Raw genomic sequence first — 12,995 nt, 5'->3', positions numbered from 1 at the left:
GGGGGTGCGAAGGTGATTCCGGCGGCGGAGGTGCGGTGGATCGGGCGAACGAAAACCCTCCGGCCGTCAGTGACGGCCTGGTGCGCGGTGCCCACTGGGGACTGGTCGCGTTCATCGCCGGTTTCGGCGCCTACCACTTGATGAACCTGGTGCTGACCGCCGTGCTCACCGGGCGGTTCACCGGGTTCGACGACGCCGAGGAGATGCCCGACCTCGGCCCGCTCCTGCTGCTGGCGTTCGTGCCGAACCTGATGCTCGGCCTCGCCCCGGTACTCGCCGCGCGGCGCTGGGGGTCGTTTCGCGAGCTGGGCGTGCTGCCCCGGCTGCGCGACATCAAGGTCGGCCTGGCCTGCGGCGGGTTCGCGCTGCTCGCCGGGTACCTGGCGAACCTGATGCTGCTCCCGGTGTTCGGCACGGACCTCGAATCCGGCAATCCGCTGGCGGGGCTCGCGCAGGGCGTCGGCGACAACCCGCTGTGGCTGGCGCTGGCCGCGTTGATCGTGGTGCTGGTCGCGCCGCTGACCGAGGAGGTGCTGCTCCGGGGCGCGCTGTGGGCGGGGCTGGCCGCGCACCGCATCCCGCAGTGGGCGGTGCTCGCGCTGACCGCCGCCGTGTTCGCCCAGTTGCACGGAGAACCGAGCCGGACGCTCGCGTTGTTCGTACAGGGGCTGGCGATCGGGGCGGCCCGGCTGATCAGCGGCCGGACCGGCTCGAGCGTGGTGGCGCACGCCGCGAACAACCTGCCACCAGCGCTCCTGCTGCTCGGCGCCAGCTAGTCCGCCCGCCGCCCACCGCCCTCAACGGAGGGCTGCGCCCACTAGCCTTTTACTACTGCCCGAAATGCGAAGAACCCGGAGGACGGCTTGAGCGCGACGCAGGGTGAGCCGATCCACGGCCCCGAGCCGCTGCCGGAGGTGGCCTCGGCCACCACCCCCGACCCGCGCTGGGGCTTCGGCGCCTTCCTCCTGGTCGAGGCCATCCTGCTGACCTCCGCCGCCCTGGTGCTCGCCGCGCTCGGCCCCGTACCGGCCGGGCAGCCGATGCCGGTCGGGCACGTGCTCATCGGCACCATCACCCCGACCGTGGTGGCCGCCACCGCCGCCGTGCTGATCACCCGGGTCCGCGGCAACGGCCCGCTGGCCGACCTGCGGCTGTCCTGGCGCTGGTCCGACGTCAAGACCGGGCTCAAGTTCGGCATGGTCGGACTGGTCTGCACCACGGTCGGCGCGTTCGTCTGGACCGAGATCGTCGGCGAGCAGAACGCCTCGTCGGCGATCAGTGCGCTGATCGAGGACCAGCCGATGTCGGTGACCGCCGCGGTGATCATGTTCCTCTACCTGTGGCTGCTCGGGCCGATCTGCGAGGAGATCATCTACCGCGGCCTGCTCTGGGGCGCGGTGGAGCGGCTGAACTGGGGCAACGAGAAGTGGGGCAGGGTGGCCGCCTTCCTGCTGTCCACCGCGGTGTTCGCGGTCAGCCACCTCGAGCCGCTGCGGACCACGCTGCTGCTGGTCATCTCGGTGCCGATCGGGCTGGCCAGGCTGTACACCGGCAGGCTGCTCGGCAGCATCGTCGCGCACCAGATGAACAACTTCCTGCCCGCGGTGGCCATCCTGCTCACCACGCTCGGCATCGCCACCCTCTAGGCGGGGCCGCGCGGGCCGTCTGGCAGAATGTTCGATTGCTTGCTCCGTCGAGGACCCTCTCACCCCGCCGGAGCCGAACACACCTGACCTCCGGGCGTCGCATTCGTTCCCCACTCGGATCGCGCGGCCGACCTTGCACCAGAGAGAACTGAGGAGTATCCACACCCGTGGCCGTCAAGATCAAGCTCCAGCGCCTCGGCAAGATCCGTGCGCCGTACTACCGCATCATCGTCGCCGACGCGCGCACCCGCCGGGACGGCAAGGCCATCGAGACGATCGGCAAGTACCACCCGAAGGAAGAGCCCAGCTTCATCGAGGTCGACTCCGACCGCGCGCAGCACTGGCTCTCCGTGGGTGCCCAGCCGACCGAGCCGGTCCAGCGCCTGCTCGAGATCACCGGCGACTGGCAGAAGTTCAAGGGCCTGCCCGGTGCCGAGGGCAAGCTGAAGGTGGCCGAGCCGAAGCCGTCGAAGCAGGACCTGTTCAACGCCGCGCTCGCGGCCGCGGGCGAGGAGCCCTCGGCCGAGGCCACCACGCCCAAGAAGAAGGGCGGCAAGAAGGCCGACGCCGAGAAGGCCGAGGCCAAGGCCGAGGAGAAGACCGAGGCGTGAGCTTTCTCGCGGACTCCCTTGAGCACCTCGTGCGCGGGATCGTCGACAACCCGGACGAGGTCCGGGTCGAGCTGATCACCACGCGTCGCGGCCGCACCCTCGAGGTGCACGTCCACCCCGACGATCTGGGCAAGGTGATCGGCCGGGGCGGGCGCACCGCCACCGCGCTCCGCACCGTGATGGGCGGAATCGGCGGCCGGGGTGTGCGGGTCGACGTGGTCGACACCGACCACTGACGCACGCGCCGATGGAGGTTGTGGTCGGCCGCGTGGCCAAGGCACACGGCATCAGCGGCGAACTCGCCGTGGACGTGCGAACCGACTCCCCGGAGCAGCGGTTCGCCGTCGGCGCCGTGGTGCTCGCCCGGCCGCGTGGCGGCCGCACCCGTGAACTCACCGTGGCAGCCGCCCGCTCGCACAGCGGGCGGCTGCTGGTGCGTTTCGACCAGGTCCCCGACCGCACCGCGGCCGAGGAACTGCGCGGTGCCCTGCTGCTCGGGGACACCGCGGACCTGCCGCCCACCGAGGACCCCGACGAGTTCTACGACCACCAGCTCGAAGGCCTGCGGGCCGAGCTGACCGACGGCACCGAGGTCGGCACCGTGCTCGAGGTGGTGCACTCGCCCGGCGGCGAGCTGCTCTCGCTCGACCGCGACGGCCAGTCCGTGCTGGTGCCGTTCGTCCGGGCGATCGTGCCCGTGGTGGACGTGGCGGGCGGCCGGGTCGTGCTCGACCCGCCGGAAGGCCTGCTGGACACCGACTGATGCGCCTCGACGTCGTCACCATCTTCCCCGAGTACCTCGACCCGCTGCGGGCCGCGCTGCTCGGGCGCGCCATCGACCGCGGCCTGATCGAGATCGGCGTGCACGACCTGCGTGACTGGACCCACGACGTGCACCGCGCGGTGGACGACGCGCCGTACGGCGGCGGTCCCGGCATGGTGATGAAGCCGCAGGTCTGGGGTGACGCGCTGGACGACGTCTGCGGCGAGCGGACCCGGCTGGTGGTGCCCACCCCGGCCGGACGGCCCTTCACCCAGGAACTGGCCCACGAATACGCCGCCGAGCAGCACCTGGTGTTCGCCTGCGGCCGGTACGAGGGCATCGACCAGCGCGTGATCGACGACGCCGCCCGCCGGATGCCGGTGGACGAGGTTTCCATCGGCGACTACGTGCTGGTCGGCGGCGAGGCGGCGGTGCTGGTCATGGTCGAGGCCGTGGTCCGGCTGCTGCCCGGCGTGCTGGGCAACGCGCGCTCGGCCGAGGAGGACTCGTTCTCCGACGGCCTGCTCGAAGGGCCCAGCTACACGCGCCCGGAGGTCTGGCGGGAGCTGGCCGTGCCCGAGGTGCTGCGGTCCGGCAACCACGCGCTGATCGACCGCTGGCGCCGCGACCGGGCGCTCGAACGGACCGCCGAGCGCCGGCCGGAGCTGCTCTCCCGGCTCCCGGAGGGCAGTCTCGACAAGCACGACCTCGCCCTGCTCGCGCGGCTCGGCGAGGAGTCGGCACGGGGCGAGTGATCCGCCGCCCGGCGGGTCTGTAATACTTGACCGGTTGGCGCGAGAGGAACCCATCGGGTTCGCGCGCCCGCCAACCCCCAGGGCAGGCCGCTGTGACCGGCGTGCGCCCGGACGTATGGCAAGACGAAGACGTTACATCACAGACGAGGACGGACCACCGATGAACACCCTGGACGCCCTGGACGCTCAGTCGCTGCGTTCCGACATCCCGGAATTCCGCCCGGGCGACACGCTGAAGGTGCACGTCCGAGTGATCGAGGGCAACCGCGAGCGCCTTCAGGTCTTCCAGGGCGTGGTCATCCGCCGTCAGGGCGGCGGCATCCGCGAGACGTTCACCGTCCGCAAGGTGTCGTTCGGCGTCGGCGTGGAGCGCACCTTCCCGGTGCACAGCCCGAACATCGCCCAGATCGAGGTGCACAAGCGCGGTGACGTGCGGCGCGCGAAGCTGTACTACCTGCGTGAGCTGCGCGGCAAGGCCGCCAAGATCAAGGAGCGCCGCGAGCCGGCTTCCTGATCCGGTAGCGGATTCCCGTAGCCTGGCGTCGTGGCCGAACCTGTGTCTTCAAACGCTGCCGAGGACGACCCCGAACGCTCCGAGCACCACGACGGAGCCGCGGAGGAGACCAAGGGCGGTGCCCACCGCAAGCGTGGCAAGGGCAAAGCGAAGAAGAAGCGCCCGTTCTGGGTGGAGCTGCCGATCCTGATCGTCGTCGCGCTCGCGCTGACGTTCGTCATCCAGCAGTTCTTCTTCCGCGTCTACATGATCCCGTCGGGGTCGATGGAGACCACCCTGCACGGTTGTGAGGGCTGCACCGGCGACCGCATCCTGGTCGACAAGATCACCTACGACTTCGTCGACCCCACCCCCGGTGACGTGGTGGTGTTCAAGGGTCCGGAGCCGTGGGTGGAGAACGAGGCGCTCCCGCAGGAGTCGTCCAACCCGATCGGCCGCTTCTTCCAGAGCATCGGCTCGGTGTTCGGCCTCGCGCCGCCCGACGAGCGCGACTTCGTCAAGCGCATCATCGCGATGCCGGGGCAGACCGTCGAATGCTGTGACGCGCAGAACCACGTGGTGGTCGACGGCAAGGCGCTCGACGAGCCGTACCTGCACTTCGAGGACGGCACCGGGGTGCAGGCCCCGTTCGACCCGGTGAAGGTGCCGCTCGGGTCGGTCTGGGTGATGGGCGACAACCGCAACAACTCCTCGGACTCCCGCATGCAGGGCGGCGGGGGTGAGCGCGGCGCGGTGCCGATCGAGAACATCATCGGCAAGGCCAGGATCATCGTGCTGCCGCCGAACCGCTGGGGCGGGGTCAGCGACCACAACCCGCAGGAAGCCGCCCAGCCCGCCGCGCTCGGCATGAGCGCGCCGGCCTGGCAGCAGGGCATTCCGCTGGGCATCGGCGTGGTGGCCGCCTGGCCGACGGTATGGGCCGGTCGCAAGCTCGGCGCGGGCTTGCGCGGGGCGGCGAACCGGAAGCGCTAGCCGCGGTGTCAGCGCTGAAGCCGCCGCGCGCGGTGATTCGCGGGGAGAGTTCGTGGGGGCTCCAGTCCGCGCTGGAACGGCGTGGGCTCGGCCCGGTGGCGGGCGTGGACGAGGCCGGCCGGGGTGCCTGCGCCGGTCCGCTGGTGGTGGCCGCCTGCGTGCTCAAGCCGGGGGACGGCGCCCGGCTGAGCGAGCTGACCGATTCGAAACTGCTCACCGCGGCCGCGCGTGAACGCGTCTACGAGCGCGTGCTGGCCAGGGCCGTCGACTACGCGGTGGTGGTCATCCCCACCGAGGAGGTCGACGCGCGCGGCATCCACGTGACCAACGTCGAAGGCATGCGGCGGGCGGTGTCCCACCTGCGCACGGCGCCCGGTTACGTGCTGACCGACGGCTTCCGGGTGCCCGGCATGCCCGCGCCGAGCCTCCCGGTGATCAAGGGGGACCGGGCGGTGGCCTGCGTGGCGGCGGCGTCGGTGCTGGCCAAGGTGACCAGGGACCGGATCATGACCGACCTGCACGACGAGTACCCGGTGTACGGCTTCGACGTGCACAAGGGGTACACCACCACCGAGCACGGCGCGGCGCTGACCGAGCACGGGCCCAGCGCGGTGCACCGGTGGTCCTACACCAACGTGGCCGTCGCGGCCGCGGTCCACCGGCGCGAGCCACCCCATCGGGTACTGCTCACCGCGGCGGCTTTGCACGCCACGGCCGCGCCGGTGCGTGCTCTGGATGACGGTCTGGGTCAGAATGGACTTTTCGCCGCCGACTGGCACGTGAACTCGCAAGGAGGGGCCCGGATTTCATGAGTGCCGAGGATCTCGAGAAATACGAGACCGAGATGGAGCTGTCGCTGTACCGCGAGTACCGCGACATCGTCAGCCAGTTCGCGTATGTGGTGGAGACCGAACGGCGGTTCTACCTGGCCAACGCGGTGGACGTGCAGGTCCGCGACGGTGGTGGTGAGGTCTACTTCGAGGTGCGGATGTCCGACGCCTGGGTGTGGGACATGTACCGGCCCGCCCGGTTCGTCAAGCACGTCCGGGTGATCACCTTCAAGGACGTCAACGTCGAGGAACTGGACAAGCCCGACCTGCGCCTACCGGAAGGCGGTCCCTTCTCCGGCTGACGTGCGTGCCGGGGGTTGTCCACAGCCCCCGACTTGTCCACAGCCCCGCCCGGCCACCCTGGCCCGCCCTTCCCCGCACTGGCACCGTCGAGATCGTCAACGATCATCGACCCAGGGGGACCAGCCATGATGGGGACGCAGGCGCGCCCGTCGCACGAGCGAAGACAAGAACTGGGCCGCCGGGGCGAACGGCTCGCGGCAGCGCACCTGGAGGGCCTCGGCCTGGTCATCCTGTCCAGGAACTGGCGCTGCCGCGAGGGGGAGCTCGACCTCGTCGCCACCGACGGGCGCACCCTGTTCGTCTGCGAAGTCAAAACCCGCTCCGGCAGCGGCTACGGCCTCCCCGCCGAAGCCGTGGACGCCGACAAGTCAGCCCGCATCCGCCGCCTGACCAGCCGCTGGCTGGAGCACTTCCGCGTGCAGTGGTGCCCCCTGCGCTTCGACGTCATCGCCATCCACTGGCCCCCCGACGGCGAGCCGCAGCTGACGCACTTCCCGGGAGCCTTCTGACATGGCCCCCCACACCCAACCCAGCCCCCTCACCAAGCCCGGCGCCCTCGCCGAGCCTGGCGCTGAGGCCGAGCTCAGCACTCTCACCCAGCCCAGCGCTGTGGTTGAGCCCAGCACGCTCACCCAGCCCAGCACTCTCACTCAGCCTGGCGCCCTCGCCGAGCCCGGCGCCCTCACCGAGCCCGGCGCTCTCACCGAGCCTGGCGCTCTCACCTGCGCCACGCAGTCCGCGACCGTCGTCCCACCGGCCGCCATCGCTGCCAGACCACCCGCCACCGCCGTCCCACCCGCCACCGCGGCCGCTCCATCGGCCGTCGCCGCTCCACGCGCCGCCGCTGCTGTCCCAGCCACGAGAACCACCGCTCCACCCGCCGCCATGCCGACCACGATGGCTGTTGGCGCGCCACCCTCTGTAACCGCAGGCCGCCGTACCTCTGGCTTCCCTGCCACAGCCGAACCCGCCGTCGCAGCCGCGCCCATCACCACAGCCAGGCCCAGCGCTCCCGCCGTACCCATAACCGCAGCCGTGCCCATCACCGCAACCAGGCCCGGCGCTCCAGCCGCACCCAGCACGCCAGCCAAGCTCGGCGTCGTTGCCGCGCCCGGCACGCCAGCTGGGCCTGGCACCGCAGCCAGCCTCAGCACGCCAGCGGAGCACATCACCACAGCTGAGCCCAGCACTTCAGCCGAGCCCAGCACTCCAACCGCACCCATCAATCCAGCCGAGCCCATCGCCCGACGCGAGGCAGCCTCAGCAAACCTCTCAGCCCCGCCCGCCCCGGCAGTCCAAGCTCAGTGCACGTCCATCGTGCCAGTCGGCGGCACAATCGCGACCGCCGGAACCTTCCCAGTCGTCGGTGCCGCGCCCATCCGCGCGCAGGACCCAGGCCGCGATCCAGTGGCGCGGTTCGCCCTAGCGCTCGGGCCTTCATCGCGGGCTCGAGCCTCAGTCGGCCATCTCCCGCCGCGCTCAACAGCCGTCCTCGTACAGGTGAGCCGCCGGGCCACGCCCACCACGACCAGGTTCGAACGCTTCCGGGCCCGCTGGTGTTCGTGGCGCATCGACGTGGTCGCGGTCCGTTGGCGGCCCCGGTTTCCGCACGTCCGGGAGGCGGGCTGAGATGGCGCTCGCTCGCAGCTGGTCGGTCGCGCTGCTCGGCATTGACGGTCGGGTGGTCGAGGTCGAAGCCGACATCGGCGCCGGGATGCCCGGCATGAAGCTCGTCGGCCTGCCCGATCCCGGCTTGAAGGAAGCCAAGGACAGGGTCCGCGCCGCCGTCCGCAACTCCGATCAGAAGTGGCCCGAGCAGCACGTCACGCTCGGACTCTCCCCGGCGAACCTGCCCAAGCTCGGCTCCGGTTACGACCTGAGCATCGCCGCAGCCGTGCTCGCGGCCAGCGGAGCCGTGTCCGGGAGCAAGCTGCTCGGCACTGTCTTGCTGGGCGAACTCGCCCTCGACGGCCGGATCCGGCCGGTGCCCGGTGTGCTGCCCGCCTTGCTCGCCGCCCGCAAGGAAGGGGTCCGGCGCGCGGTCGTGCCGACCGATTCGCTGTTCGAGGCGGCGCTCGTGCACGACATCGAAGTGCTGGGCGCGCCCCACCTCCGAGACCTGCTCGCCTGGATGGACGACGTCGAGCACCTGCCGACCGCCGGGCCGGTCACCGAGGAGGAGCCGCCGCCGGTCGCCGATCTCTCGGACGTCATCGGGCAGCCGGAAGCACGATGGGCTCTGGAGGTCGCCGCCGCGGGTGGTCACCACTTGCTGCTGGTCGGCCCGCCCGGCGTCGGGAAGACGATGTTGGCCAGGCGGCTGCCCGGCTTGCTCCCGGAACTGTCCCGCGAAGAATCGCTCGAGGTCACGGCCGTGCATTCGATCGAGGGCAAGCTGTCCCGATCGTCGCCGCTCATCCGGATACCGCCGTTCGTGGATCCGCACCACAGCACCTCGATCGCCGCGCTGATCGGCGGCGGCACCGACATCGCCAAGCCGGGCATCATCAGCCGTGCGCACCGGGGTGTGCTGTTCCTCGACGAGGTGTGTGAGTTCGGCGGGCAGCGCCTCGAATCGCTGCGCACGGTCCTGGAGGACGGCGAGGTCCGGATCGCCAGGCGCAAGGGCGTGGTCTGCTATCCCGCGCGGTTCCAGCTCGTGCTCGCGACGAACCCATGCCCCTGCGCACCGCCGCGGGAAGCGGACTGCGACTGCACGCCGTTCGCGCGGCGACGCTACTTCGGCAAGCTGTCCGGCCCCTTGCTCGACCGCATCGACCTCCGCGTCCGGTTGCGACCGCTCACGGCGATGCACGCCCACGCACACGAGTTCGAAAAGCCAGAGCCGACAGCGCACGTCCGCACGAGGGTGCTCCGCGCTCGCGAAAGAGCAGCCGAGCGCTGGGCCGCGCACGGCTGGCGCACCAACGCCGAAGTACCGGGCCCGGTGCTCCGCCGCGAGTACGCGTTGCCCCGCAAGACGACAGTTGCGCTCGACCGCGGCTTGGACACGGGAGTTCTCACCGCTCGCGGCGTCGACCGGTGCTTGCGCGTGGCCTGGACGTTGAGCGATCTCGCCGAGGCCGATCGTCCTGACGCGGGGCACGTCGCCGCCGCGCTCGAGTTCCGTGATCGGCAGGCGGCATGAACGAGCGACGTGCTGATCCCGAGATCCGGCTCGCCCGAGCGTACCTGCTCCGGGTGGCCGAGCCACCGGCCACGGCGCTCGCGGCGTTCATCCGCAGCCACGGTCCGCTCGAAGCGGCGAAGCTGGTGCGCGAGGGCGCGTGCCCGAATTCCGTGTTGTCCGAGACAGCCGCGCGCCGGACGCTGGATTTTGCTGAGCGTGATCTCGCCGAGGCCGCACGGCGGGGTGCTCGCCTGGTCGTGCCGGAAGACGGCGAGTGGCCGGCGTGGCCGCTGCTCCCGTTGGACCAGGCGACGGCACGCGGCAAGCCAGGGCTGTCGCCGCCCATCGGGCTGTGGGTCCGCGGTGACGGCAGGCTCGACGAAGCGGTGGTGTCGGCGGTGGCGATCGTCGGTGCCCGCGCGGCGACGGGCTACGGCGAGCACACCGCGACCGAACTCGCGTATGGGCTGGTCCGCAACGGCATGCCGGTGTTTTCCGGCGCGGCCTACGGCATCGACGGGGCGGCTCACCGCGGCGCGATCGCGGCCGGCGGGCCGACGGCGGCGGTGCTCGGTTGCGGGCTGGACGCCGGTTATCCGGCCGGGCACACCGCCCTGCTGAACAAGATCGCCGCGTGCGGGCTGGTGATCAGTGAATATCCCTTCGGCACACCACCGGCGAGGCACCGCTTCCTCGTCCGGAACCGCCTGATCGCCGGGCTCACCGAGGGCACGGTGGTGGTCGAAGCGGGCATTCGCAGCGGGGCACGCAACACGGCGACCACCGCCGGTGTGCTCGGCAAGGTGGTCATGGCGGTGCCCGGGCCGGTCGGTTCGTCGATGTCGGCCGGTTGCCACCAGCTCATCCGCGAGTCTGCGGCGTCGCTGGTCGGATCCCTCGATGACGTGCTGGAGACCGTCGGCAAGCTCGGCGCATCGCTGGCCGGTCGAACGCCTCGACCGCGCCGGAGCACCGACGGATTGGGGGAGGAGGCCCTGCGTGTGCACGGCGCGCTCGAACTGCGGGAGGCCAGGTACCCGGAACGGATCGCGACCGATTCGGGGGTGCCGATCGACCGGGTCCGCTCGGTGCTGCCAGAACTGGAACTCGAAGGTCTGGCTGTCAGGTCCGACGACGGCTGGCGGCTCACGAGCCGGTCGCGGCCGGTGAGCCCGTTGGGAGGTGCATGACAGGTCCCCGGACGAGGAACTGGTCACCGCCCCGGTTCTCGGTGGCCGATGCACAGCGGCGGAGCGCGCACGCCGTGGTGCGTCTGCGCGTTGGTCCTCGTGTGGGTGAAACACGTTCGGCTGATGATGTTGTCGTTTGGCGCCCGCGCCGGTTCGCCCACGTGTCCGGGCGGTTGCGGCGAGTCGCGATATCGGGTCGTTCCCCCGGCAGGGTGTGGCGATGCTTGACCACGCGCCGGTGATCCCCCAGCGTTTCGGTCATGTCGTCACGAAGCGTCCCCGAAGTTGAGCGGGGGGTGAAGGCGCGCGGGCGCGGAGGGCTGGTGCGCCTGCGGGCGGCGCTGCCTGCCAGTGCTGGTGAACTGGTCGACGAATACGAGCGCCACCTGCGGTTGGAGCGTGGGCTCTCGGCGCACACGGTCCGGGCGTATGTGGGTGACGTGGTCTCGTTGCTCGGCTTCCTGCACGGGGTCGAGGCCGCCGGGAAAACCGTGGGTGACGACGAGCCCGCAGGCGACGTGGCCGCGCTGGCCGGGTTGGACGTGGGGGAGTTGCGGGCCTGGCTGGCGGAGCAGCACAAGGCGGGCGTGAGCCGCACGACGTTGTCCCGGCGGGCGGCGGCGGCGCGGACGTTCACCGCCTGGGCGCGGCGGGTCGGCAAGCTCGAGCAGGATCCGGGCAGCCGGCTGGTGGCGCCGCGGCCGCATCGCACGCTGCCCGGGGTGCTGCGGCCGGAGCAGGCGGAGCAGCTGATGAAGGCGTCCAGCGCGGGCGCGGCCGAGCGGGACCCGGTTGCGTTGCGTGATCATGCTCTGCTCGAACTGCTGTACGCGACCGGCGTTCGGGTGGCTGAGCTGTGTGGTCTTGACGTGGGCGACGTGGAGTTCGGGCGCCGGGTGATCCGGGTGCTGGGCAAGGGCGGCAAGGAGCGGACCGTGCCGTTCGGCGTGCCCGCCGAGAAGGCGCTCCGGTCCTGGTTGGACGACGGGCGGCCGGTGCTCGCGGAGCGGGCGGGCGGGGAGGCGGCCGAGGCGCTGTTCCTGGGCGTCCGCGGCAGGCGGCTCGACCCTCGCTCAGTCCGGCGAGTGGTCCACGACGGGGTCGGCTCGGTGCACGGTGCGGTGGACATGGGCCCGCACGGCCTCCGCCATTCGGCTGCCACGCACCTGCTTGAGGGTGGTGCTGACCTTCGCAGCGTTCAGGAACTACTCGGTCACGCTACGCTTGCCACCACTCAGCTTTACACTCACGTCACCGTCGAGCGGCTGAAGGCGATCCATGATCGGAGCCATCCCCGTGCACGCTGACCGCGGGGGCGGCGGAGGGTCAGCCTTCCCGCCACCCGGCGAACCGCCCGACCGAACCACCACGCACGAGCCCGGAGACAGACCTGAGAGTGCAGTTGAAGACGGCAACTTGCCTGGTGACGCAGCGCGTTCTCAGCACTGCTCTGAGACACCCGCAGCGGAGGGCAGTCCCGTGACCGCCACCGAGACCGGCCTGACCGAGACCGGCGACGTGGAGGCGGGCATCAACGCGCTGTGGCGGCAGTTCGCCGAAGCGCCAGAGCAACGCCTCCGCGATCGCCTGGTGCTGCACTACGCACCGCTGGTGAAGTACGTCGCCGGCCGGGTCGGCACCGGCCTGCCCACCCACGTCGACGTCGGCGACCTGGTCCAGTCCGGCATCTTCGGCCTGGTCGACGCGATCGAGAAGTTCGAGCCCGAGCGCGGCCTGCGCTTCGAGACCTACGCGATGCAGCGCATCCGTGGTGCGATCCTGGACGACCTCCGTTCTCAGGACTGGGTGCCCCGGGTGGTTCGCAGCCGCGCCCGCGAGGCCGAGCGCGCGATGGAGCGCCTCGGTGCCCGGCTCAACCGGACGCCGACCGACGCCGAGCTGGCCACCGAGCTGGAGATCACCGTCGACGAGCTGCGTGACCTCTACGGGCAGCTCCAGCTCACCAGCGTGGTCGCGCTGGAGGACCTGGTCGCGGTGGGCAAGGACAGCGGCTCGCTGGTCGACACCCTGCCCGACGACGACGCCGTCGACCCGGTCGCCGTGCTCGTCGACCAGGACAACCGCCGCCAGCTAGCCGACGCGATCGCCCAGCTCTCCGAGCGCGACCGCATCGTGGTCAGCCTCTACTACTTCGAGAGCCTCACCCTGGCCGAGATCGGCAAGGTGCTCGGCGTGACCGAATCGCGGGTGAGCCAGCTGCACACCAGGGCCGTGCTGCGGCTGCGCGCCAAGCTCGTCGAGCAGGCCGGTGTCTGACTGA

Annotated in this window: 15 protein-coding genes; all 15 read left to right on the top strand. The window is 71.2% G+C overall.

All coding sequences use genetic code 11. From position 1 onward, the window contains the following. Positions 1 to 35 precede the first annotated feature (35 nt). Positions 36 to 776 carry a CPBP family intramembrane glutamic endopeptidase gene (locus A4R43_RS18645; protein WP_113693498.1) on the top strand — a complete coding sequence of 247 codons (741 nt, stop codon included), beginning with the start codon at positions 36 to 38 and terminating at the stop codon, positions 774 to 776. Between the two features lie 87 nt (positions 777 to 863). Next, positions 864 to 1,646 (top strand): CPBP family intramembrane glutamic endopeptidase, encoded by a 783-nt coding sequence (locus A4R43_RS18640; RefSeq protein ID WP_113693497.1) that lies wholly within the window; start codon positions 864 to 866, stop codon positions 1,644 to 1,646. A 167-nt stretch (positions 1,647 to 1,813) separates the two neighbouring features. After that, entirely contained in the window at positions 1,814 to 2,257 is a 444-nt protein-coding gene (gene rpsP, locus A4R43_RS18635; RefSeq protein WP_113693496.1) for a 30S ribosomal protein S16, read from the top strand. Next, on the top strand, positions 2,254 to 2,493 hold the full coding sequence (locus tag A4R43_RS18630; RefSeq protein WP_113693495.1) for an RNA-binding protein: 240 nt from the start codon (positions 2,254 to 2,256) through the stop codon (positions 2,491 to 2,493). Before rpsP ends, A4R43_RS18630 begins: the two co-directional genes overlap by 4 nt. 11 nt (positions 2,494 to 2,504) lie before the next feature. Then, the gene (gene rimM, locus A4R43_RS18625) at positions 2,505 to 3,020 is read left to right on the top strand and encodes a ribosome maturation factor RimM (RefSeq protein ID WP_113693494.1); all 516 of its coding nucleotides are present in this window, start codon (positions 2,505 to 2,507) and stop codon (positions 3,018 to 3,020) included. Beyond that, entirely contained in the window at positions 3,020 to 3,775 is a 756-nt protein-coding gene (trmD, locus tag A4R43_RS18620) for a tRNA (guanosine(37)-N1)-methyltransferase TrmD (protein WP_113693493.1), read from the top strand. Before rimM ends, trmD begins: the two co-directional genes overlap by 1 nt. Positions 3,776 to 3,935: 160 nt before the next feature. Next, entirely contained in the window at positions 3,936 to 4,289 is a 354-nt protein-coding gene (rplS, locus tag A4R43_RS18615; protein ID WP_113693492.1) for a 50S ribosomal protein L19, read from the top strand. A gap of 30 nt (positions 4,290 to 4,319) precedes the next feature. After that, positions 4,320 to 5,261, top strand: coding sequence for a signal peptidase I (gene lepB, locus A4R43_RS18610; RefSeq protein WP_113693491.1), 942 nt, complete (start codon positions 4,320 to 4,322; stop codon positions 5,259 to 5,261). Between the two features lie 32 nt (positions 5,262 to 5,293). Then, entirely contained in the window at positions 5,294 to 6,073 is a 780-nt protein-coding gene (locus tag A4R43_RS18605) for a ribonuclease HII (protein ID WP_205215503.1), read from the top strand. Continuing rightward, complete coding sequence (locus tag A4R43_RS18600) at positions 6,070 to 6,393, top strand: DUF2469 domain-containing protein (RefSeq protein WP_113693489.1); 324 nt, start codon at positions 6,070 to 6,072, stop codon at positions 6,391 to 6,393. The genes A4R43_RS18605 and A4R43_RS18600 overlap by 4 nt, the downstream gene beginning before the upstream one ends. 129 nt (positions 6,394 to 6,522) lie before the next feature. Next, complete coding sequence (locus A4R43_RS18595) at positions 6,523 to 6,903, top strand: YraN family protein (RefSeq protein WP_113697714.1); 381 nt, start codon at positions 6,523 to 6,525, stop codon at positions 6,901 to 6,903. A 1,121-nt stretch (positions 6,904 to 8,024) separates the two neighbouring features. Then, positions 8,025 to 9,542, top strand: a complete 1,518-nt coding sequence (locus A4R43_RS18590; RefSeq protein WP_113693488.1) for a YifB family Mg chelatase-like AAA ATPase — start codon at positions 8,025 to 8,027, stop codon at positions 9,540 to 9,542. Next, positions 9,539 to 10,714, top strand: coding sequence for a DNA-processing protein DprA (gene dprA / locus A4R43_RS18585; RefSeq protein ID WP_113693487.1), 1,176 nt, complete (start codon positions 9,539 to 9,541; stop codon positions 10,712 to 10,714). Before A4R43_RS18590 ends, dprA begins: the two co-directional genes overlap by 4 nt. A 260-nt stretch (positions 10,715 to 10,974) precedes the next feature. Further along, complete coding sequence (locus A4R43_RS18580) at positions 10,975 to 12,021, top strand: tyrosine recombinase XerC (RefSeq protein WP_113693486.1); 1,047 nt, start codon at positions 10,975 to 10,977, stop codon at positions 12,019 to 12,021. Further along, positions 11,993 to 12,991: a FliA/WhiG family RNA polymerase sigma factor gene (locus tag A4R43_RS18575; RefSeq protein ID WP_418190831.1), complete on the top strand. Its 999-nt coding sequence runs from the start codon at positions 11,993 to 11,995 to the stop codon at positions 12,989 to 12,991. The genes A4R43_RS18580 and A4R43_RS18575 overlap by 29 nt, the downstream gene beginning before the upstream one ends. Positions 12,992 to 12,995 lie beyond the last annotated feature (4 nt).

The sequence above is a fragment of the Amycolatopsis albispora genome (assembly GCF_003312875.1).
Lineage (GTDB): Bacteria > Actinomycetota > Actinomycetes > Mycobacteriales > Pseudonocardiaceae > Amycolatopsis > Amycolatopsis albispora.
Note: the sequence above shows the minus strand (reverse complement) of the source record. Positions and strands in the feature narration are given on the sequence as shown.

Coding starts and splice junctions, on each gene's coding strand:
- A4R43_RS18575 (WP_418190831.1), top strand. CDS start 11,993: ATGATCGGAGCCATCCCCGTGCACGCTGACCGCGGGGGCGGCGGAGGG.
- rimM (WP_113693494.1), top strand. CDS start 2,505: ATGGAGGTTGTGGTCGGCCGCGTGGCCAAGGCACACGGCATCAGCGGC.
- A4R43_RS18600 (WP_113693489.1), top strand. CDS start 6,070: ATGAGTGCCGAGGATCTCGAGAAATACGAGACCGAGATGGAGCTGTCG.
- dprA (WP_113693487.1), top strand. CDS start 9,539: ATGAACGAGCGACGTGCTGATCCCGAGATCCGGCTCGCCCGAGCGTAC.
- trmD (WP_113693493.1), top strand. CDS start 3,020: ATGCGCCTCGACGTCGTCACCATCTTCCCCGAGTACCTCGACCCGCTG.
- A4R43_RS18595 (WP_113697714.1), top strand. CDS start 6,523: ATGGGGACGCAGGCGCGCCCGTCGCACGAGCGAAGACAAGAACTGGGC.
- A4R43_RS18580 (WP_113693486.1), top strand. CDS start 10,975: ATGTCGTCACGAAGCGTCCCCGAAGTTGAGCGGGGGGTGAAGGCGCGC.
- rplS (WP_113693492.1), top strand. CDS start 3,936: ATGAACACCCTGGACGCCCTGGACGCTCAGTCGCTGCGTTCCGACATC.
- A4R43_RS18590 (WP_113693488.1), top strand. CDS start 8,025: ATGGCGCTCGCTCGCAGCTGGTCGGTCGCGCTGCTCGGCATTGACGGT.